This window comes from Pseudogracilibacillus amylolyticus (SeqCode) (assembly GCF_051918545.1).
In the GTDB taxonomy this organism is placed as follows: Bacteria; Bacillota; Bacilli; order Bacillales; family Amphibacillaceae; genus Pseudogracilibacillus.
This window is the reverse complement of the sequence record NZ_JBPPZG010000024.1, coordinates 1574-22355: the sequence shown is the minus strand read 5'-3', so window position 1 is coordinate 22355 and position 20782 is coordinate 1574. Positions and strand designations below refer to the sequence as shown.

22 protein-coding genes are annotated in these 20782 nt (G+C 36.9%); 21 read left to right on the top strand and 1 reads right to left on the bottom strand.

What is annotated here, in order from left to right:
* Window positions 1-4 precede the first annotated feature (4 nt).
* The 10 genes from ACPYKA_RS04660 (at window position 5) to ACPYKA_RS04615 (ending at window position 11526) form a co-directional block, all read left to right on the top strand.
* Window positions 5-1150, top strand: coding sequence for a glycosyltransferase family 4 protein (locus ACPYKA_RS04660; RefSeq protein ID WP_479541220.1), 1146 nt, complete (start codon window positions 5-7; stop codon window positions 1148-1150).
* Window positions 1151-1165: 15 nt separating this feature from the next.
* Complete coding sequence (locus ACPYKA_RS04655; RefSeq protein WP_479541219.1) at window positions 1166-2443, top strand: O-antigen ligase family protein; 1278 nt, start codon at window positions 1166-1168, stop codon at window positions 2441-2443.
* Window positions 2444-2470: 27 nt separating this feature from the next.
* On the top strand, window positions 2471-3967 hold the full coding sequence (locus tag ACPYKA_RS04650) for a hypothetical protein (protein WP_479541218.1): 1497 nt from the start codon (window positions 2471-2473) through the stop codon (window positions 3965-3967).
* Complete coding sequence (locus ACPYKA_RS04645) at window positions 3943-4644, top strand: hypothetical protein (RefSeq protein WP_479541217.1); 702 nt, start codon at window positions 3943-3945, stop codon at window positions 4642-4644. Before ACPYKA_RS04650 ends, ACPYKA_RS04645 begins: the two co-directional genes overlap by 25 nt.
* Before the next feature lie 512 nt (window positions 4645-5156).
* Window positions 5157-5336 carry an HNH endonuclease signature motif containing protein gene (locus ACPYKA_RS04640; RefSeq protein WP_479541216.1) on the top strand — a complete coding sequence of 60 codons (180 nt, stop codon included), beginning with the start codon at window positions 5157-5159 and terminating at the stop codon, window positions 5334-5336.
* Window positions 5337-5900: 564 nt separating this feature from the next.
* On the top strand, window positions 5901-7397 hold the full coding sequence (locus ACPYKA_RS04635; RefSeq protein WP_479541215.1) for a lipopolysaccharide biosynthesis protein: 1497 nt from the start codon (window positions 5901-5903) through the stop codon (window positions 7395-7397).
* A 2-nt stretch (window positions 7398-7399) separates the two neighbouring features.
* Window positions 7400-8776: a UDP-glucose dehydrogenase family protein gene (locus ACPYKA_RS04630; RefSeq protein ID WP_479541214.1), complete on the top strand. Its 1377-nt coding sequence runs from the start codon at window positions 7400-7402 to the stop codon at window positions 8774-8776.
* The gene (locus ACPYKA_RS04625; RefSeq protein ID WP_479541213.1) at window positions 8751-9776 is read left to right on the top strand and encodes an SDR family NAD(P)-dependent oxidoreductase; all 1026 of its coding nucleotides are present in this window, start codon (window positions 8751-8753) and stop codon (window positions 9774-9776) included. Before ACPYKA_RS04630 ends, ACPYKA_RS04625 begins: the two co-directional genes overlap by 26 nt.
* A gap of 200 nt (window positions 9777-9976) precedes the next feature.
* Window positions 9977-11032, top strand: a complete 1056-nt coding sequence (locus tag ACPYKA_RS04620) for a hypothetical protein (RefSeq protein WP_479541212.1) — start codon at window positions 9977-9979, stop codon at window positions 11030-11032.
* Window positions 11029-11526, top strand: a complete 498-nt coding sequence (locus ACPYKA_RS04615; RefSeq protein WP_479541211.1) for a hypothetical protein — start codon at window positions 11029-11031, stop codon at window positions 11524-11526. Before ACPYKA_RS04620 ends, ACPYKA_RS04615 begins: the two co-directional genes overlap by 4 nt.
* 315 nt (window positions 11527-11841) lie before the next feature.
* Here the strand turns inward: ACPYKA_RS04615 and ACPYKA_RS04610 are convergent, their stop codons facing one another.
* Window positions 11842-12060, bottom strand: a complete 219-nt coding sequence (locus tag ACPYKA_RS04610) for a helix-turn-helix domain-containing protein (protein ID WP_479541210.1) — start codon at window positions 12058-12060, stop codon at window positions 11842-11844.
* 214 nt (window positions 12061-12274) lie between these two features.
* Here ACPYKA_RS04610 and ACPYKA_RS04605 point away from each other — a divergent pair, with 214 nt between their 5' ends.
* The 11 genes from ACPYKA_RS04605 to ACPYKA_RS04555 all read left to right on the top strand — a co-directional run bounded on the left by ACPYKA_RS04605 (window position 12275) and on the right by ACPYKA_RS04555 (window position 20659).
* Window positions 12275-13027 (top strand): PTS mannose/fructose/sorbose/N-acetylgalactosamine transporter subunit IIC, encoded by a 753-nt coding sequence (locus ACPYKA_RS04605; RefSeq protein ID WP_479541209.1) that lies wholly within the window; start codon window positions 12275-12277, stop codon window positions 13025-13027.
* 3 nt (window positions 13028-13030) lie between these two features.
* Entirely contained in the window at window positions 13031-13888 is an 858-nt protein-coding gene (locus ACPYKA_RS04600; RefSeq protein WP_479541208.1) for a PTS system mannose/fructose/sorbose family transporter subunit IID, read from the top strand.
* Between the two features lie 72 nt (window positions 13889-13960).
* Window positions 13961-14368, top strand: coding sequence for a PTS sugar transporter subunit IIA (locus ACPYKA_RS04595; protein WP_479541207.1), 408 nt, complete (start codon window positions 13961-13963; stop codon window positions 14366-14368).
* Window positions 14369-14384: 16 nt separating this feature from the next.
* A complete protein-coding gene (locus tag ACPYKA_RS04590; RefSeq protein ID WP_479541206.1) occupies window positions 14385-14855 on the top strand; it encodes a PTS sugar transporter subunit IIB in 471 nt (156 codons plus the stop codon).
* Between the two features lie 27 nt (window positions 14856-14882).
* Window positions 14883-15926 (top strand): galactitol-1-phosphate 5-dehydrogenase, encoded by a 1044-nt coding sequence (locus ACPYKA_RS04585; RefSeq protein WP_479541205.1) that lies wholly within the window; start codon window positions 14883-14885, stop codon window positions 15924-15926.
* Between the two features lie 6 nt (window positions 15927-15932).
* Window positions 15933-16481, top strand: a complete 549-nt coding sequence (locus tag ACPYKA_RS04580; protein WP_479541204.1) for an SIS domain-containing protein — start codon at window positions 15933-15935, stop codon at window positions 16479-16481.
* Window positions 16482-16508: 27 nt separating this feature from the next.
* Window positions 16509-17195 carry a D-allulose 6-phosphate 3-epimerase gene (gene alsE, locus ACPYKA_RS04575; protein WP_479541203.1) on the top strand — a complete coding sequence of 229 codons (687 nt, stop codon included), beginning with the start codon at window positions 16509-16511 and terminating at the stop codon, window positions 17193-17195.
* Window positions 17196-17294: 99 nt separating this feature from the next.
* Window positions 17295-18341 carry a zinc-binding dehydrogenase gene (locus ACPYKA_RS04570; RefSeq protein ID WP_479541202.1) on the top strand — a complete coding sequence of 349 codons (1047 nt, stop codon included), beginning with the start codon at window positions 17295-17297 and terminating at the stop codon, window positions 18339-18341.
* Between the two features lie 88 nt (window positions 18342-18429).
* A complete protein-coding gene (locus tag ACPYKA_RS04565) occupies window positions 18430-18600 on the top strand; it encodes a hypothetical protein (RefSeq protein ID WP_479541201.1) in 171 nt (56 codons plus the stop codon).
* Between the two features lie 372 nt (window positions 18601-18972).
* On the top strand, window positions 18973-20133 hold the full coding sequence (locus ACPYKA_RS04560; RefSeq protein WP_479541200.1) for an AAA family ATPase: 1161 nt from the start codon (window positions 18973-18975) through the stop codon (window positions 20131-20133).
* A 4-nt stretch (window positions 20134-20137) separates the two neighbouring features.
* Window positions 20138-20659 (top strand): DUF3226 domain-containing protein, encoded by a 522-nt coding sequence (locus ACPYKA_RS04555; RefSeq protein ID WP_479541199.1) that lies wholly within the window; start codon window positions 20138-20140, stop codon window positions 20657-20659.
* Window positions 20660-20782: the final 123 nt, after the last annotated feature.

Here is a 20782-nt window from a genome sequence, read left to right as displayed (position 1 = left end):
AGTAATGGGAATTAACAAAATCTGCTTTTTAGCTGGAGAATATCCTACGCATAAGAAACCTAAATCCGCAGTGTTTTATCAGCATTTAATACATCAATTTGCAGATATGGGTATAGAATGTAGAGTTATATACCCTTTTCCAATTAATTATGAAAAGGAATTATATGAATCAGAAAGAATTGATGTAGTGAACGATGCCAATTCGGTTAAGGTATATCGCCCAAAAAGTATAACGCTTGGGGCAAAGAATATAGGTCGGTGGAATACAGCCTACCTCTCTGCATTGCTTTATACAAAAAGTGCAGTTTCTTTATTAAATAAAATCGGTTGGGAACCTGATGCTTTTTATGGACATTTTATTAGTCCGGCTGGGATAATGGCAGCAAGACTCTCCAAAAAAACCGGGATACCTGCTTTTGTAGCGTATGGAGAAAGCGAGCCGTGGTCCATTAAAACAATTGGTATAAATAGGTCTAGACGGGAATTAGCATCAATCAATGGTTTTATATCTGTATCAGAAAAAAATAAACAAGACCTATTAAAATATAAGATTTCAAATGAAGATAAAATAGATGTTTTTCCTAACTCGATTAACAATAAGCATTTTTATAAGCGGGATAAAGCTGAAGCGCGTAAAAAAATGGGATGGGACAAAGAAAAATTTATTGTTGCCTTTGTTGGACATTTTAATCATAGAAAAGGTGTACTTAGATTAGATGAAGCTATCAGTAATATCCCAGGAGCTTATGTTGCTTATGCTGGGAGTGGGAATCTAATCCCCAAATCTCCTAACATTGTTTACAATGGAAATGTATCACCTGAATTAATGCCTTGGTTTTTAAGTGCCGCTGATATATTTGTTTTACCGACGCTTAATGAAGGTTCTTGTAATGCAATTATTGAAGCCATGGCGTGCGGTCTACCTATAGTAAGTTCGGATAAAGAGTTTAATTATGATATACTTTCGAATGATAATGCTATTTTAATAAACCCCGAAAATACAGCTGAAATAGAAAACGCAATAATTAAATTGATGAATTCAGAAAGGACAAGAATGCTTCTAAGTGACAAATCATTGGAACAGGGGAAGGAATTAAATATAGAAGAAAGAGCTAAAAAAATATTAAAATGGATGGAAGCAAAAAGCTAGGATGAGGATTAGGTTATGAGTGATAAATTGAAGCGTGTTAACGAGCAGTTTAACCAAAAAACAAAGGGAGATACAGTATTCCTTCCTTTAGGTAAGTTATTTTTTATATTTATATTATTTTATATGGGATGGTTCCAATGGGTATTTGAGGGTGTTCCACATCTAACTTTACTTTTAGGGGCTGTAATGATCGCTTTCTTACTTTTTCATTCGTTACTTTACAAAAAATCAATTATACAAGTAATAACTTTCGAGATTTTAATATGGATGATTTTCGCAATGTTATCATTAGGGATTGGGGTTTATGTGGCTATTAATACAGGATATTTATTTGACTCCATAATTACCTATATACAGTATCTTATGCTTATTTTCGCTATGGTATATATTTCATTACGGGAAAAGAGAATAAATTTTATTATAAATGCTTATATCTTGTTAGCAATAGTTTGTGCATTAACTACTAAATTTTGGGGAGTTTACGTTTTTAGTAATCGAATATCTATGAGCATCTCAATGAATCCCAATACTACAGCAATAACGATGGTATTGGGAGTATTTTGTGTATTATTTCAATTGAATCTTAATAGAAAGGTGATTTCTCTCGTTCAATTAAGTGCTATATTTTTGTTTATATATATCATATTATTAACGGCATCGAGAAATGGCTTTCTTTGTCTTTTTGTTCTATTATTCTTTTGGATTGTAGTTGTAGGTAAAGATAGCATAAAGGAATTAAAAAACACTCACATTTTCTATAAAATATTTTTATTGGCTATTGCAGTTTTAGCTATCTCTTTCATTGTGAATGAATTTCTATATTCAAATTTAATGTTGAGGGTGAAGGATATTTCAGAAGGTGGTACAAAGGATACAAGGGAAATAATGATTAATTATGGTATTCAGTTATTCAAAGAAAAACCGATTATAGGTTATGGGCTGGATAATTTTAAGGCTTATTTTTATACTGGAAGTTATTCGCATAATACTTATATTGAGGTTTTAGTCTCAACAGGACTTCTAGGGGCAATAATATACTTTATACCCTATATAAGTTTAACTATAAAAACTCTAATATTATCGAATAAGAGTAACAGTAATGTGTCAAAGGAAGCTAAGCTATTTTTCGGATTAATGTTAGTGCTAATAGTTTTAGGAATGGGTGTTATTCACTTTTATAATTTTAATTCTATGATAGCTTTTGGCTTTTTAATTACTTTTTGTAGTTTACATTATTGTAAAGGGGTCAAGAGTCAGGAGATAATTAAGGGTCAGAAACTAATGTCCTCATAGGAGATTTTAATTGAAGGAGAAATAACTGTGTTAACAATTGCAAAAAAAATATTTGATGAATGGAATAAAAAAAATGTTAAGTATTGTCATTGGAAGAGTAACGAACATTTGCTTGATGGCCTAAATGGGGTTACTGATGTCGATGTTTTGGTTTCAATTAATGATAAGGTAAGATGTGAAAGTATACTTAAAGATGTAGGTTATAGAAGATTTATTTCACAAGCTGGTTCAAGATATACCAATGTAGGTGAGTGGTTGGGGTTCGATGAACAAACTGGAAAGCTCATTCATATTCATTTACATTATGAATTAATAACCGGAACAAAACATGTAAAGGAATACATTTTTCCATGGAGTAATTTAGCCTTGGATACTCGTATTATGGATAAAAAGACAAATGTTTGCGTTGTATCTCCAAATTTAGAAATAATAATTTTATATACTAGAATAGTTCTTAAGGCCGCTCGAAATAAAGAATTACTAATCTCAGGTGATTATTTTAAAGAAATTGCCTATTTAAAGCAAAGAATTGATTCCGAAAAGGTAAAAGGGCTCTGTTCATACTTATTTAACACACATGGGGAGGCAATTTTCAATTTAATCAACAAAGAAGTACCAACAAAACAGGACTTAATTTCCCTTCGAAAAATTGTACGGAAGGAACTGAAGAATTGTAAAAAAATGAACAAGGTACAAGCTTTTTTAAAGCATAAATATTTCAGATATACAATTAAGATGAAAAAAGTTTTGAACTTATACTTTTCAAAAACGTTTATCCTCAAAAAGATGGTAAGTAATAATGGGTTTTCTGTTTGTTTTATTGGTGCAGATGGGTCCGGAAAAAGTACCTTAAGTAATGAAATTGAAAAATGGCTATCTTGGAAAATAGAATCTAAAAAGTTTTATCTAGGTAGTGGGGATCAATATAATAGTTTATTCAAGATATTACTAAAATGTGTAAACAAAATACGTAAGCAACCGAACAAATCTCAAGAAGATGGAAATAATACGGATGAAATAAAAGAGAAAAAGTCCAAAAAGATTAATATTGTCAGATATATTTCCATCGTTTCATATTCATATGAGTTGGTCAGAATTGCTAAAAACAAGTTAAAAACTCTTAAAAAAATTAACGATTATCAAAAAAGAGGAGGCATCGCAATACTTGATCGTTTTCCTCAAATGCAGTACGAGGGAATATACGATGGCCCTAAAATTGTGGTGAAATACCAAAACTATTTAGGCCTTCCGATTATTAAAAGATTGGCTAGAAGAGAAAAAAAGATTTTAGAAAAGGCGATCGTCTATTCACCAACTATTGTTTTTAAATTAAAATTACCCCCTAGCGTTTCAATTAGTAGGAAGCCCGATCATGATTTAGATGAAATTAAAGCTAAAGCTGAGATTACCGATAATTTAGTATTTGAAAGATCCACGGTTTATAATATTGATGCCACCCAGCCTTATCAAAATGAGTTGTTGGAGGTGAAAAGAGAAATATGGAAAAAGATAAGTATCCACTAATAGTAGAATTTAATGGATTACCTGGGAGTGGTAAAACAACAACCTCCAATTGTTTAACAAAAAAGCTGGAAGAGGCAGGGATTAATGTAGAGAATTTAAGTGATTTGATAAAGAAATATAAAATAGGGAAAGCAAAGGCCATAATAAAACTGCTAAAAGATGGTAAGATATTACTTTTACTTTATCTCTTTTGTTTTTTTATTTCCTTTAAGTCGTTTCGACTTCGTAGACTTAAGCATGTTAAGAATATATGTCTATATTATGTTGCGTACGCAGAGGCATGTAATAAAAGTAAAAAAACAGTATTAGTTATAGATCAAGGGATTATACAGGCTATTGTCTCAGTAGCACATTTGGATCATTTGAGGGAAAAAAATAAATTAAAAAAGATATTTTATACATTGGGTGAAAAATTTAATTATCTATGTGTTAGTTGTATATCCAATGAAGAAATATCTAGCCAAAGAGTGATTAAGAGAGAAATTAATCAAGGTAGATTTGATAGAATGGAAAAAAAAGATCTGATAAACAACCTTAGAATACAGAATAGAACCTTTACAAACGTTCGTAAATGGTTGGCGGAATCTAGAACAATTTCCCAAATTGAAATAGATATGAAAAATCAAGTCAAGCAAAACTGTGAAACTTTGTATGAAACTATATTTAAAATGCTATAGTTTCCATCAAAAAGGTTTAGGTATACATTTTGATAAAGAGGCTACGCATGCCATGTTTTGAGCCGCCTATCAAATAAATCTAAACCCTAAATTCATCCAAATAATAGGTGTTATTAATTATTGATGTTATTTTGCTATTCACGTGTGGAGTCTAGACACGTGGCCTCGTACGTACCGTTTTACAATAAATGACTAAAGGCGTGAAATGTGAGGACTGTAATTAAAGTCTAACTGTTATTTTTAAGATAGGAATGATGGAAATCATGTTTTCTTAAAACTATCTCTCTGATACTCCTGCATGCTAGAGAAATGATAGCTTTACGAAATATGAAGTTACGTACATCAAACAATATGAATTTCAGCCATACAATAACGCCTTTCACCCATAAGGGAAGGCAAACATTTATAACAAAATTAAAGGTGACGTACAGACTGAACTAACAAAATTAATGAAATCCACGGTTTCAGATAGAAGCATAGAATACATGGATAATAGACTAAGCAGGTATAGTATGAAGGTGGACAAATATGAAGTAACAGGCAATTTTCTTTTCGCAAATGAAGTTCATTGTCATCACAAAATACCACTAAGTCTAGTAGGAAATGATGGCTTTAACAATTTATTTATTCTACACAAGGAAATCCATAAGTTAGTTCATGCAACCCAGGATAAGACGATTATTACTCTTTAAAAATGCTCCGTCTCTGTTTGTCTAAGATAGACCAGAGTAAATAAACTTTGTAAAATGAGCAATTTGGAACTTATTGACTAATACAACATAGTTAAGATGGAATGCCGTATGCGATGAAAGCCGCACGTGAGTGTAGAGCAGGGGGAAGATGGAGATTATATCAAAGTCTTACTATTGCTATTGTGGTCATAGTTTTTACGCAAGAAAGGCTGCTGTGAGCTCGAAAGCCTGCCATGACCACTTCTCTGAGAAAAGACCGCTCATTGCATATTAAGTCGCATGTCAAAGGTCCCGGCTCTCTCAATGTCAGAGGCGGCTCAAAATGATGTCACTAGTGGCTCAATTTTATGTCAGAGGTGTTTCATTACAATGGCAATATTCACATTTTAACTGTTCTTTTTTTGCCGGGATATATTTTTCCCGAAAATAAATTGATCTTTTGTTTGCTGCGGCAAATATTAAATGGTAAAAAACTAAATAACTAGTTCTTATAAGCAATATTTAGTTTGTTTACAATTGATATAGTATGAAAAGTAACTTTTTTGGATAAAGGTGTGTATTATAGTGACCCAAAGAAATTCATCGTTAACTGATAAAACCTTAAAGGGTCTATTTTGGATGTTCTCAGGAAAGGGCTCACAAGCGATATTACAATTTGTTGTTATGATTGTTTTAGCTAGGTTGCTATCACCATCTGATTTCGGGATAGTGAATGCTGCAACCGTTGTTATTACGTTTACAACAGTTTTCTCAATGATTGGTGTTGGTCCAGCTTTAATCCAGCGTCCAAAATTAAATGAATCGCATATACGAACGGGTTTTACCCTAACAATTTTTTTAAGTATTTTCTTTGCAGCTCTTTTATACTTCGGTTCGTCGATTATAGCCGTTTTTTTTAACATGGGTAAATTGAAAATTGTTTTACAGGTTATGTCCTTAATTTTTTTGATCAAAGGTTTTTCAACAGTTGCCGAATCACTAGTGCAACGTAAATTGAAATTTAGATTGTTTGCTAGTATCGAGGTCATTTCATATATAGTATATGGGATTATAGGAGTCCTATGTGCGATGATTGATTTGGGTTATTGGGCATTAGTTTATGCGCAGATAGGTCAAAATCTTATTAAGACCGTCTTATTAGTTACTTTGGAAAGACACAATATGAAACCGCAACTTCATTGGAACTCCATTAAAGAGCTGTTTTTCTTTGGTGGGGGATTTACAATTGCTCGGTTAAGTAATCAGTTTGCGTTACAGGCGGATAATCTTGTTGTTGGTAGATGGCTTGGCCCAAACGCTTTGGGATTATATGGACGTGCCTATCAGCTAATGATAATGCCGGCAAATCTATTCGGCCAGGTAATGGATAAAGTACTATTTCCAGCAATGGCCCGCATTCAGAAAAAGCAGGATCAGTTGTCCCAGGCATATCGCATTGGGATCACCGCGGTTGCCTTTTTTACAATCCCAGTTGGTATCTTTATTTGTTTATTATCAAAAGATATTGTTATTTTACTATTCGGAAATAAATGGTTAAGTTTGGTTCCTGCATTACAAGTATTAGCTGTTGGTCTTGTTTTTCGAACTGGTTATAAAATAAGTGATTCTTTGGTGCGGGCAACGGGAGCGGTGTATCGTAGAGCCTGGAGACAAATCATATATGCTCTGGCGGTGTTTTGCGGTGCTTGGATTGGACAACGTTGGGGTATTGTTGGTGTATCATTAGGAGTGCTATGCGCTATTATTATTAATTATTGCTTAATGACGAATCTAAGTATGAATTTTATCAATTTATCAGTTAAAGACATTGTGCAATCCCATGTTCCGGGAATTCTTTTAGGTGTGGTAGCAATTTTAAGTGTTTTGTTAGTGGATTGGTTTACAATAGTCGTTTCTTTACCGTCTGTATTGAGGATTCTCTTATCAGGACTCCTATTTCTAGCTTTTGTAGCCATCCTTGTTAAATTGAATGCGGAAAGGTTTTTGGGCAAAGAAGTGGTATGGATTAAGGATAAATTGTTAGAAATGGTTATAAAGACAAGTAAAAGGAAAGGAGCTTGACCATGCACAATATAGCAGTAGCAGGAACAGGTTACGTTGGTCTGGTAGCAGGCGTATGTTTTGCTGAAATGGGCCACCAAGTCACCTGCGTAGATATAGATGAAAATAAAGTTAATACAATGAAACAAGGAATCTCTCCAATCTATGAAACCGATTTGGAAGAGTTAATGCAGAAGAATTATGCTGCAGGAAGAATTGATTATACAACGGATTATGAATCAGCTTACAAAAATGCAGATGCTGTTTTTATTGGTGTCGGTACGCCGGAACAACCGGATGGGTCAGCTAATCTATCATATATCGCAACCGTTGCTAGACAGATTGCCGAATCCATTGAAAAGGACTGTCTGGTCGTTGTGAAGTCCACCGTACCAGTTGGAACCAATGATAAAGTGGATCAGTTTATTCATGACTTCCTAGTAAACGATGTAAACGTAGAAGTAGCATCCAATCCGGAATTCTTAGCTCAAGGATCAGCTGTACATGATACATTACATGCGGAAAGAATCATCATTGGCACGGAAAGCAAATGGGCAGAAAAAATGCTGATGGATATTTATGAGCCATTCCATTTACCAATAGTTTCTGTAAATAGAAGATCCGCGGAAATGATTAAGTATGCATCCAATGACTTCCTGGCGCTAAAAATCTCCTACATGAACGATATCGCAAACCTCTGTGAACGGGTTGGTGCAGACATTCAAGATGTGGCAAAGGGTATGAGCTTTGACGAACGGATTGGTAGCAAATTCTTGAATGCTGGAATAGGTTTCGGCGGTTCGTGTTTTCCTAAAGATACAAAGGCATTGGAGTACATTGCCAGACAAAATAATTATGAACTTAAAACGGTTAAGGCTGCCATTGACATCAACAAGGAACAAAAGACCATGTTATATAAAAAAGCCAGCAAGCGACTCATCACTTTTAACGGGTTGAAGGTAGCTGTATTAGGCCTAGCATTTAAGCCAGGTACCGATGATTTAAGAGAAGCACCATCTCTGGAGAATGTTCCATTATTATTAGAACAAGGGGCAGATATTTATGCCTTTGATCCAGTAGGTGCCAATAACTTTGCTAAAGTCCATCCAGAAGGCCGAAATGGCAATGGAACAATCACGTATGTTTCCAATATCGAGCAAGCTTTGGAAGGTGCCAATGTCTGCTTCATCTTTACGGAATGGGGAGAAGTGAAGGCAGTAGCACCAGAAACCTATAAAAAGTTGATGCGTACTCCTTTAGTCTATGATGGCCGAAATATTTATGATGTAGAAGATATGGAACAGGCAGGTGTGGAATATCACTCTGTCGGACGGAAAGCAGTAACAAGGGAAAGTTTGAAGGAGACGAATAGCAGTGGATTACAAGCCGTTAGATCCTAATAAAGTATACTTGATTACCGGTGCTGCAGGTTTTATTGGTTATTATTTATCTAAAAGACTGCTTGAACAAGGTTGCACGGTTGTTGGTATTGATAACATCAATGATTACTATGATGTAAACCTTAAATATACCCGTTTGGAGCAATTGAAACCTTATGAGAATTTTAGGTTTATAAAAGGTGATATCTCGGATAAGGAAATGGTAATGAATACCTTTGAACAATATAAACCAAACGTTGTTGTAAACTTAGCTGCCCAAGCTGGAGTCCGGTATTCAATCGAAAATCCAGATGTATATATTCAAAGCAACATTATCGGGTTTTATAATATTCTTGAAGCATGCCGGCATAACCCAGTAGATCATTTAGTGTACGCATCATCAAGTTCTGTGTATGGAGCGAATAAGAAGGTTCCATTTGAAGAATCTGATTTTGTGGACAATCCAGTATCCCTTTATGCATCTACAAAGAAATCGAATGAATTGATGGCACATACGTATAGCCATCTGTATAACATTCCAGCAACTGGTTTGCGCTTTTTCACAGTATATGGTCCGATGGGTCGTCCAGATATGGCCTATTTTGGATTTACGGATAAATACTTTGCCGGTGAGCCAATCAAGATATTTAACAATGGCGATTTTAAAAATGACCTATATCGAGATTTTACTTATATTGATGATATTATCGAGGGAGTTGTCCGGCTTATCGGTTTGCCACCTGTGGATGATGTTCCACATAAGGTGTTTAACATTGGGAACAACAGTCCGGAGAAGTTGATGGTATTTATTCATGCGTTGGAAAAGGCATTGAATAGTGCGTTGGGTAGAGAAGTTGAGTTTGAGAAGGTGTTTGAACCGATTAAGCCTGGGGATGTGCCGGCGACTTATGCTTCGACGGAATTGTTACAGGAGGCTGTTGGGTTTAAGCCGGAGACTTCGATTGAAGAAGGATTGCGAAAATTTGCGGAGTGGTATGTGGGGTATTATAGTGTAAAGTGAAATTGGGACCGGTAGATCCCTTGATTTATAAGTTGAGGTAATCCGATCTGACGTTATTGAAGATAAAATAAATCGCTTTTCATTGTGCCAGTAAACTAATGGTCAATAAAATTATTTCATTGACCATATTTAATTTAATGTATACAATATATACAATGGAAACGTTAGTTCTAGTTCGGTCGAATAAGGGGAGAACATTAATGATTATTTATCCATATACTATAGAGAAATGCGGATTTTACAAAAGAGGAGGGAAGAATCCAGAGTTTGGCGCAATAAAAGACATGCTTCCTCTTTTTGTTAATTGGGTTAATAATAGGCCTAATGTAGTTGGTACTTCTACATTTGAAGATGCCGAAGCTAATGTGCGTCGTGTTTTATGTTTGGAAGCCTTTAGAGGTGAAAATGATGATTTTGGTATTATTCTTTGGAATGAAATACCACAACATGAGGATGGGGTGCCTTCAATACCCATAAAAAGTAGGGTTGGTAACGTAAAGGCTAGTACAACTGAAATGCCAGAAGAATCCATACCAGGATGGCCAACGTACTTATGGATTGTTCCTAACAAATCTTTAATAGTTTCGCTTGTTCCTGACAATATGAAAGGATTTCGTAGTTCAGGGATTACACAGGCAAAAAAATATTTGGAGCATTACATGAAATTACATAGCCAATATGTAGTTTATGAACAAAAAAAGGAAGAGGTTAATAGCGTTGAAAAAGAAATCAGTGGATGGAGAGCTGGGGATAATACACCGAATCCGCAACTTTATTGTAAATTTCATACAAAAGAATTACGCCTGCCAGGGTTTATTAATTATATTAGACAAAAATGTAATGAAATTCGTAAGTTAACGGTTAAATCAAAATTAGATTTAGAAATGCCACAAGACAAAACGCTATTGGATGCTGCTCTTAAATTTATTGGTCTGTCCAATAGGGAAGAAAACAATTTAAAAGATCAAATAAAATATAGGACGCAAATGGACTGGACACCAAGTAAAGAAGATTTAGAAGAAGTTATCAGACAATGGGAAGCAAAAGTAAACGATGAGAAAAATGGTTATGAACTGGGTGTAACATTTAAGGGAAACTCAACCATATACTGGTTCGACCGCGCAAGAGGAAAGCAGGAATTGGAAATAACACCAGAATTACAAAATGCTGTCTTATGGACAAATGACCAGCTTAAACAGGTTTGGAGTTTATCAAAAAACCGTATATATGATACTGTTAGGAGAGCAGGAAAATGAAAAAAATTATGCTTTATGTTGTAGGTCTTATTTCTTTTATATTTGCTTTTGGTGTGATGCGAAATGTTCGAATACAAATGCAAGTAACAATACTGCCAGACTTAATACAGGTATCTACTATATTGTTTGCAATATTGGGAGTTTGGGTCGCAGTTCTAGACCCAACCACCCTTTTAAATAAAAATCCCAGTAATGAATTAACTCCACGAAGTAAATTAGCCCTAAAGTTTATCCCCTTGTTAGTTATCACAACTATAGTTTTTTTGTTGACTGTATTGATAAAATTCATTACACCCCTTCTTGTTTTATTTATAACTCCATCGGTGCAATTAATTCCGCTATATCGTGCAAGTTATGGATTTATAATCACCTTACTATTTGTAGCGGAAATATGGGTTATAATAGGCACACTGTTACCAATTGCAAATGTATTGAAAAAGGAAAGAGAGGACAATGTGAAAAAAGGTTATCGAAATGATAATCATGAAGCATAAAGAAAAGCTTGTAATGTGCTACTTTTGCTCCATCCAAATAAAATGAAAAGAGCATGTTAAGACCATTAAAAATGTTAAAACTGCAAGATAAAGAATATTACGGTGATATTTATGAACAATTAAATACCTAGACGACCACCTGCTTTGCAGGTGGTCGTCTAAGTACATAACAATTTTATCAATTAGCAGATACTGCAAATTAATGATGTAAGAGTCAAATAAACCCCACCAATTGGTATTGCTTAAAGTTATAAAATTGAAGCGATTATTTTTTGAAATACCATTGAAACCTAATATTAATGTATTAGTATTTAGTTAATCCCTATCCACCAAATCAATAATCTCCCTAATATCATCTATATGAAGTGCTTCCGCGATCCTTTCAATATGGCTGAAATTTATATTCTGACGCTTATGGTTTGCTAATTCGCTGAGTGCGGCATGTCGGATATCTGTTAATCGAGAAAGCTCTCTTAAGGATATATTATTTTTGGTTAAAAGCTCTTTTATCTTTACGACAACATATTTTTCCATAATTCACCTAGGTTACTAAAAATAGTTTGACTTTACGGAAAACATACCATATAATATTTTTAAATGTGGTACCTAATTACGTACCAGGAGAGGAAGGAGGCCTTTTAAATAGCGATAAAAAAGTGTGTTATGACTGATCTCAAGCCTTTTTTCAATCAGTCAGAATAGCTAGGTATTTTAGTTAACAAAATCACATTTACAAGGGGGGGATCTCATGTTAATTTCCGCAATTCTAGTTGCAATCATTTCCACACTAAGCCAATGGTGGGTAAGTCACACAATTACAAGAACCTGGCTTTATCCGATTTGGGTAGGATTTTTGGTAGCACTTGCAATGGGTCAGCCAATTGAAGGGATGCAAGCCGCAGCTTATATACAACTTACCTATCTTGGATGGATTACAGCGGGTGGGACGATGCCGGGAAATCTGATGGCTGCGGGTGTATTTGGTACAGCCCTTACCTTGATTTCAGGGGCAGATCCGGCTTTGGCGCCAACCTTTGCCGTTCCGTTTAGCTTGTTGGGAATTTTTATTAATCAAGCATATATGACTATCAATAGCTTTTGGGTTCACCGGGCTGATAGGTACTTGGAACAAGGCAATATCAAGGGTGTCACGCTTATGAACTATGTACCCTCTGGTATTTTAAGTCTCATTTTGTATGGTGTTCCCGCTTTCATTCTTGTTTACTTTGGCGGTGGTTTTGCAAGAAGAATGTTGGATGCATTACCAGCTTCTGTAACCGATGCCTTAACAGTGGTAGGTGCCTTAATGCCGGCACTAGGGATTGCGATGCTATTGAATTATCTAGGGAAGAAGAAATTGGTTGGCTTTTTCATCATTGGGTTTTTTGCCACGATTTATTTGGAGTTAGATATTATGGCAACAACCATATTTGCTGCGGTGATTGGAGTATTAATTTATCTGTTCTCCAATGAAAACAAAAAGGCTGAAGGGGAGGCGTAAATCATGGATACGCTTAAACAGGAACAGCTTGATCCAGCTGAAGAAATAAAACTAAAGAAGTCCGATTTAGTGAAACATTGGTTTTTGGGGTACTCAAGTGAAACAGCTTATAACTATGAACGGCTGCAAGCACTGGGAACAACGAATGCCATGATCCCGATTGTGAAACGGCTGTATAAAACCAAGGAAGAACAAGCAGCAGCTCTCAAAAAATATATGGTGTTTTTTAATACGGAGCCTTCCTATTTCGGTACCGTTATTCATGGAATTACCGCCTCGATGGAAGAGCAGAAAGCAAGAGGGGAAACGATCGAGGAAGAGGATATTAATTCTGTAAGAACCGGTTTGATGGGGCCGATGGCAGGGATTGGTGATACGATTTCACAAGGGATTGTCTATCCGATATTAGCCGGGATTGCCTGTAGTTTAGCGATTGCCGGGAATGTACTAGGACCCATTTTATTTGAAGTGCTATATAAAGTTATCATGCTATCCATGGGCTACAGCATGTACATGATGGGGTACAAACAAGGAAAAAGTTCGATTGTGAAGTTTTTGAAAGCGGGTACACTCAACAGGATTACCGAGGTATTCAGCATTATTGGTCTTATGGTTGTCGGTAATATGGCCGCAACCAGGGTAGGAATTATGACACCGGTTTCGTTTAAAGTCGGCGAGGTTGATTTCGATCTGCAATCTGTTCTTGATTCACTGTTACCCGGGTTATTACCGTTACTCACAACATTGCTTATTTGGAAACTCGTTGGAAATAAGATGAATCCAACATACATTATCGCGATTATTTTTGTTGTTGGTGTGGGTGCTTCCTTATTGGGAATCCTGGCACCGACAGAATCATAGAATGGCCTTCCCAGTGAAAAGTTTTTAAAGCCTGTTACTAATGAAAGACAATGTAGAAGGAAGGGGATATAAATGATTGGAATCTTACTCTTAAGTCATGGGCCTTTTTGCGAAGAGATAATGACGAGTACGGCTATGATAGCAGGTCCACTGGCGAATACTAAGGCTGTTGCTTTACGCGAAGGTGAGGAACCAGACGTATTTGGCAAGCGTATACAAGCGGCTGTTAAAACATTGGATGCGGATGATGGCGTATTGGTGCTAGTAGATATATTGGGCGGAACCCCATTTAATCAAATCGCCCTGTTAAGTAGGGAATTAAATGTTCAAATCGTTACCGGAATGAATATGCCGATGCTTTTACAAGTGTTGCTGGAAAGGGATAAGGCAGAATCTGTCACTGAACTTGCAGAGCTTGCTAAATCTGGTGGACTAGAATCTATCAAAATGATAACGGGCAGCAATAGCATGGCTGAATAGAAGGGGGAGCGGGTTAATGGAAAATTTATTATTAGTTAGAATAGATGATCGGCTCATACACGGACAAGTCATGACAGCATGGATGAAGACGTTGCCTGCTAAGCGGATCATCATTATCGATAATAAGGTTGTAAAAGATGAATTTATGATTAGTGTGCTGGAAATGGCTGCACCAAGCGGGGTAAAGGTGGAAGTTTATAGTGAGGAAAAAGCAATTGACTTATTAAAAGGTGGTCTATCCGTTTCAACTATTATATTAGTAAAAACCCCGATCACCCTGAAATCAATGATTGATGCCGGTGTTAAGATCCCTGCTATTAATATCGGTGGAATGGGGATGAGTGCCGGTCGGAAAAAGTTGTTTAAAAATATTTCGGCTACTAAGGAGGAACGTAGGGTTTTAAAGGATTTTATCGATCGGGGTATTGATGTGAAAATCCAGATCATCCCTGCAGAGAAGATTGTGGAAGTGAAGGACCTGGTATAACAATCGGATATAAAGGAGTAATCAACGATGAAGGCAATGCGGCTACATGCAATAGATGAGTTTACCCTTGATGAAGTAAAAAAGCCTGTTCCCAAGGGAGATGAGATATTAGTTAAAGTAGAGGCCTGTGGTATTTGTGGTTCTGATATCCCGCGTGTCTATGAATTAGGTACAAGGGTTTATCCCGTGACACTTGGGCATGAATTTTCTGGGACAGTTGTTGAGGTTGGAAGTGAAAAGGATCAAGAACTTATCGGAAAAACGTGTGCTATTTTTCCATTAATTCCATGTGGTGAATGTGAATTCTGTGAAACCGGTAACTATGCGCAATGCAGTAATTATAATTATCTAGGTTCCAGGAATGATGGAGGCTTTGCTGAATACTGTTTAGTCCCATCGAAATGGCATCTGATATTTTCTAATAACCCCCAGGTATCAAGTGAAGAATTGGCAGTTGTGGAGCCAGCAACAGTTGCCCAACACGCCATTCGAAAAAGTGGTTTAACGGCAGGGGACACAGTGGTGATTTTGGGAGCTGGTCCAATTGGGATTCTGACCGCAAGATGGGCAGAGCATTTTGGTGCTAAGCGTGTGATATTAGTGGAGATTTCCGATGAGAAAGTGAATTTTGCCAGGGAAAGAGGATTTACGGTTGTCAACTCCCAAAAAGAGGATTGTCAAAAGGTCGTTAAGAAAGTGACAAACGGGCAGGGTGCGGATGTTGTGATTGAAGGAACTGGAAGCTCAAATGGAATCAATACAGCGATTGAATGTATCCGTACGTTTGGCACGATTGTTTTGTTGGGTAATCCACATCGAGATACGACAGTCAAGCTTGATAATCACAGTAATATTTTACGAAAAGAGATTACGCTAAAAGGTGTTTGGAATTCTTATTATTTGAACCTGCCCATCAATGAATGGCGATATACTGTGGATATGCTGGATAACAAGCGATTGCAGGTCCAGGATTTAATCACGCACAGAAGTGATTTGGATTCTTTAAAGCAATTATTTGATCAGATTTACCATCGGGACATTACGATATGCAAAGCCATTTATAAAGGGTGACTGTTCATGGTATATACGAAAGAGATCATAGCTGAAATCGACGCTGTTTGCAGTCGGATAAGAAAAGACGATATTAATGTGGCTGCCGATATGATTACTCGTGCCAACCGGGTGTTAGTTGTTGGTGTCGGTCGTGTGCAAATTTCCCTGAAAGCCTGGGTCAAACGGTTGCGGCATCTTGCTATCGATATTAATTATGTTGGCAGCGAAACAGAAGGGGCAGTAACACAAGGGGATGTTCTGATTGTGGCATCCTCTTCCGGTGAAAGTGCCATTCCTGTAAAAATAGCAGAAATTGCAAAAACGCTAGGTGTGACGATTATTTATATTGGCTGTAATCCGGAAAGCAAAGCAGCTTCTCTGGCTGATTTTGTCATGGAGATACCGGGTAAAACGAAACTTGGACACTCCCATGAGTTTCAATCATTTCAACCAATGTCGACGCTGTTTGAACAGGTTTTATATATTATGGGGGACGTTATTGCGTATACGATTATGGACAAAAAAGGTTTAAGTGAAGCAGCGTTAAAGCAAAATCATGCCAATTTGGAATAACAAAATAGTTAGGTGAGGTGCGATGAATTGAACGTTAAATTTTCACCTTCGTTAATGTGTATGGATTTAACCAAATTTCGCGAACAGATTGAGGTACTAAACAAACGGGCAGATATGTTTCACATTGATATTATGGACGGTCATTATGTAAAAAATATAACGCTGTCCCCGTTCTTTATTGAACAGGTAAAGAAGGTATCGACTATTCCCATTGATGCGCATTTAATGGTCGAGGACCCAGCCACGTTTATTGATATGACTGCAGAGGCAGGGGCAGATTGTATTTGTATTCATGCAGAGGCAATCAACCGGAATGCATTTCGCCTGATTCAACACATCAAAGAGTTGGGTTGCAGGGTGGGAATCGTACTAAATCCAGCAACATCGCTGGAATCAGTACGGCAGTATGTACATTTGATCGATAAGTTGACGATTATGACGGTTGATCCAGGATTTGCGGGGCAACGGTTTATTGAAGAAATGACGGACAAGATTCGTGCGGCAAGTGAATTGAAGAAGGAAAAAGGTTATCTTTTTGAAATTGAAATTGATGGTTCCTGTAATCAGAAGACATTTAAAGTCCTTAAAGAAGCTGGAGCCGAGGTGTTTATTGTTGGCTCATCTGGCTTGTTTCATCTGAATACTAACTTAGAGGTAGCCTGGGATGAAATGATGGCTAATTTTAATAGGGAAGTGAGTAAAGCGGTTAAATGATTGGTATAAGCGGCCGGTGTGAATACGCTCGCCGCTTGTTCCAGTATGGTTGGACTTGTCGGGTCTGAGTTATTCTATTTTTATAAGGTGGGGGCTCATATGAAGGCGCTACGGTTGTATGGTGAAAAAGATGTGAGAATGGATGATATCCCCATTCCCAAGATTAGTGAAGGCGAATTATTGGTAAAAATAAATGCTTGTACCATCTGTGGAAGTGACTTTCGCAATGTTGCCAATGGCGGATCCGGGCATAAGATGGTGCTGCCGCGGGTGATGGGACATGAAATGGCAGCATCTATCATAGAAGTTGGCGCAAGATGGAAAGAGGATTTTGCGGTTGGAGAGCATGTTGTTATAGGTGGGGTTGTTCCTTGTGGTGCATGTGAGCAGTGTTTGCAAGGTTTTGAAAATCAATGCTTAGATAAGAAAGGGATTGCCTGCGAATATGATGGTGGTTTCGCTGAATTTATGAAGGTACCAGAGCAATCCATCCGATCTGGCAGTGTTATCAAAGTTGCTAAGGACAAGATGCGCGAATTGGCATTAAGCGAACCACTTTCATGTGCGATAAATGGACAAGAGAATGCACAAGTAAAACTAGGTGATGTGGTTCTTGTAACTGGTTGCGGCGCACTTGGTCTGTTTCATATTCAATTGGCACGACTAAATGGAGCGAAGAAAGTAATCGCTACTGATTTCAATAAGCAACGATTACAATTGGCCAAACGCGTGGGAGCGGATATCGTATTTTCTCCGGAAGATGTTGATGTAACGGAAGAGATCCTTTTCGTTACCAATGGATTAGGTGTATCAGTGGTAATTGTCGCTGCACCCGTCCCAGAGGTAGTAACGGATGCATTGCATTGGGTGAAAAAAAGGGGAAGAATTAATATTTTTGGCGGGATGCCGAGGCGCAATTCCATGGCATCGCTTGATCTAAATCTTATCCACTATAACGAAATAAAGCTAACAGGGACTTCAGATTCGACCCCAAAGCAGTTTAAACTAGCCGCGGATTTAATTGCTGCCAACCGGATTGAGGTGGGGTTTATGATTTCTAAGGAAGTGGGACTGGAAAAGGCTAAGGAGATGTTGTTGGCGGGGCCGGAAGCTGAGTATGTTAAGATTGCTGTTTGTCCTGAGTGAAGGATGGGAGGCCATTTGTTGGAAAGCATTGCAGTTGGTAAAGACTTTGTTTTAAACGAGGTTCATTTAGATTGAAGGGAGCGGTAGGATGGGGAAGGGAAATGAGCAATCGATTGTTTTGAACGATTTACTCTCAAAATTGACGTTAATTGATATGAAGAAGCGCATCGTTCAGACGATGTGTAGTTTGATGGGTGATGAGTTGTATACGAAGGATGATGCGGTGAGGGATTTTGATGGAAGTGGTGGTTATGATTGAGATGGAGGAGAAGGCGGTTGATCGGGGTGTGGTTAGGGATGTTTTGGAGGTGGGAGGGTAGGATCTTGGTAAAGGCAGTCTTGTTGAAGGAGACTGCCTGTTTTTTTATTTGTGCCAATCAAATACGGTAAATAGACAATAACAGCCACGGAATATTAAATTAATGTGTAATTTCTCCCTCTTTAAACAGATTATCATTTCCCATGATGTAGCGTTTATTGGGATGAGGAATACTAGCCCAATATTTTTCATTTGCTTCATCTAAACGAATTACCTGCATAACTTGTTTTTGTTCTACAAGTAGTAATATGTTTGAAAAGATAGTATAATCTTTATAATAAATAAGAACATTGATAGCAAGGAGGGATAAAATTGAGCCATCTTAAAAAGATACATATTAAAGGGTTTCGAGGATTGAGAAAAGCCAATTTGCCTGAGTTAACTTCAATTAATATCTTTGTTGGAAATAATAACTCGGGAAAAACATCCATGTTGGAGGCAATCGAATTACACTGTAATCCACTTGATTTAAGGGCTTTGCTCAATGTGGCGAGAGGGCGTGATAGAAATTTAATGATGCATCGGTCATTACCTTTGTTAGATTCTGTCATGTGGCTATTTCCAGTAGTAAAAGACATGGAAGGGAAAATAGTGAGTATTGAAGATGTTGAACATGAGTCTATAGAAATATCTTCAGCTTTTTTGGGAAATGATCACTTTGTTACAAAGGCTTGTTATTCTGAAAAAAGCTTAGTTGACTTTAATGAAGATCAATTGCAAGAGGACAAGATTTCTGGTAATTATTCTATATCCGACAATGAAGAAGGAAGAGCATTAGAGGTCGAGTTGTTTTGTAATCGACCGCACTATGTTTATGGAACCCCACCGAAAGAATTGGAACATCCTGGATCCAAAACCTTTATACTTACGGAAAAGTTTCGTTATTTACAGGAAAAAAGAAAGGAACCTTTGTTGCAAACTAATGTTGTTACCCCAGTCGATCATCGTGTATTACCTGTTTTGGTCAAATCACTAACGGATACTATTATGTCCGGTGATAAAAACAATGTAATTAGTCTATTGCAATCTTTTGATGAAAATATTACATGTGTAGAAGTTTTATCTCCAGATGGTCAAATCCCGGTTACTTATTTAAAGCACAAGAAACTAGGGTATGCTCCACTTTCCAGTTTTGGAGATGGAATAAGAAGGGTCATAACTATGGCACAGGCTATTCTTCGCTCAAAGAATGGTATCTTGTTAATTGATGAAATTGAAACCGCTGTACATGTAGGTTTATTTGAAAAAATATTTCCTTGGATTGTAGAGAGTTGCCTAACATACAATATTCAATTATTTGCCACGACACATAGTATTGAAGCATTGGATTCGATGATTTCCATAGATGACGAATCGTTATCCCATTTCATGACTTACCGAATAGAACAAAAAGAAAACCAAACCATTGCCAAGAAATTCAAAGGTGAAGATTTATACGAATTACGACAGACTTTTGGTCAAGATGTGAGGTGAAGGTGTGAAATATTCTTTCCTAGTTGTTGAGGGTCCCCATGATGTTGCTGCTATTGGCAAAATGCTGGAGACTTTTGATTTCAAGATAGTATTTAAGAAAAAAGCTGTTGATCCTTATTGGATAAAAATCATCCCCAAGGAGTTCCCATTTAACGATAATTTGTTAATGAGGGTGCCTGTCCTCACATTCTATCAACGAACAGATCATTCTGTCGCTATTTATTCTGCAAATGGATATGAGAAACTGAGTAAGGCGACTGAACCGTCAATTAAAAATAGGGACTCGGATAAATTGCACTCTGTAGGCGTTTTCTGTGATGCGGATAACCAAGATCCAAATGATAGATGCAGAGACTTGTGTGCATCTCTAAGTAGTGTAAAAGGCTTCGCAAAAATTGATGGACCTGGTCATGTTGTTGGGGATAAATTTAAGGCAGGAGTTTATGTTTTTCCCGACAATAAAACAAATGGTACATTGGAAGATGTGTTAATTGATTCTGCTTCCAAATTGTATCTACCTCATTAAATTACGGCTCGATATTAAAGAATATGTTAATGACGTCATCAATTGATGACGTAAAATAGTTTGTGTAAAATATTTGAGACGAAAAAAAGAGGTAGGGTATCCTCAAAATTGGACAACAAATAA

Coding starts and splice junctions, on each gene's coding strand:
- ACPYKA_RS04660 (WP_479541220.1), top strand. CDS start 5: ATGGGAATTAACAAAATCTGCTTTTTAGCTGGAGAATATCCTACGCAT.
- ACPYKA_RS04655 (WP_479541219.1), top strand. CDS start 1,166: ATGAGTGATAAATTGAAGCGTGTTAACGAGCAGTTTAACCAAAAAACA.
- ACPYKA_RS04645 (WP_479541217.1), top strand. CDS start 3,943: ATGGAAAAAGATAAGTATCCACTAATAGTAGAATTTAATGGATTACCT.
- ACPYKA_RS04640 (WP_479541216.1), top strand. CDS start 5,157: ATGAAGGTGGACAAATATGAAGTAACAGGCAATTTTCTTTTCGCAAAT.
- ACPYKA_RS04630 (WP_479541214.1), top strand. CDS start 7,400: ATGCACAATATAGCAGTAGCAGGAACAGGTTACGTTGGTCTGGTAGCA.
- ACPYKA_RS04620 (WP_479541212.1), top strand. CDS start 9,977: ATGATTATTTATCCATATACTATAGAGAAATGCGGATTTTACAAAAGA.
- ACPYKA_RS04615 (WP_479541211.1), top strand. CDS start 11,029: ATGAAAAAAATTATGCTTTATGTTGTAGGTCTTATTTCTTTTATATTT.
- ACPYKA_RS04610 (WP_479541210.1), bottom strand. CDS start 12,060: ATGGAAAAATATGTTGTCGTAAAGATAAAAGAGCTTTTAACCAAAAAT.
- ACPYKA_RS04605 (WP_479541209.1), top strand. CDS start 12,275: ATGTTAATTTCCGCAATTCTAGTTGCAATCATTTCCACACTAAGCCAA.
- ACPYKA_RS04600 (WP_479541208.1), top strand. CDS start 13,031: ATGGATACGCTTAAACAGGAACAGCTTGATCCAGCTGAAGAAATAAAA.
- ACPYKA_RS04595 (WP_479541207.1), top strand. CDS start 13,961: ATGATTGGAATCTTACTCTTAAGTCATGGGCCTTTTTGCGAAGAGATA.
- ACPYKA_RS04590 (WP_479541206.1), top strand. CDS start 14,385: ATGGAAAATTTATTATTAGTTAGAATAGATGATCGGCTCATACACGGA.
- ACPYKA_RS04585 (WP_479541205.1), top strand. CDS start 14,883: ATGAAGGCAATGCGGCTACATGCAATAGATGAGTTTACCCTTGATGAA.
- ACPYKA_RS04580 (WP_479541204.1), top strand. CDS start 15,933: ATGGTATATACGAAAGAGATCATAGCTGAAATCGACGCTGTTTGCAGT.
- ACPYKA_RS04570 (WP_479541202.1), top strand. CDS start 17,295: ATGAAGGCGCTACGGTTGTATGGTGAAAAAGATGTGAGAATGGATGAT.
- ACPYKA_RS04565 (WP_479541201.1), top strand. CDS start 18,430: ATGGGGAAGGGAAATGAGCAATCGATTGTTTTGAACGATTTACTCTCA.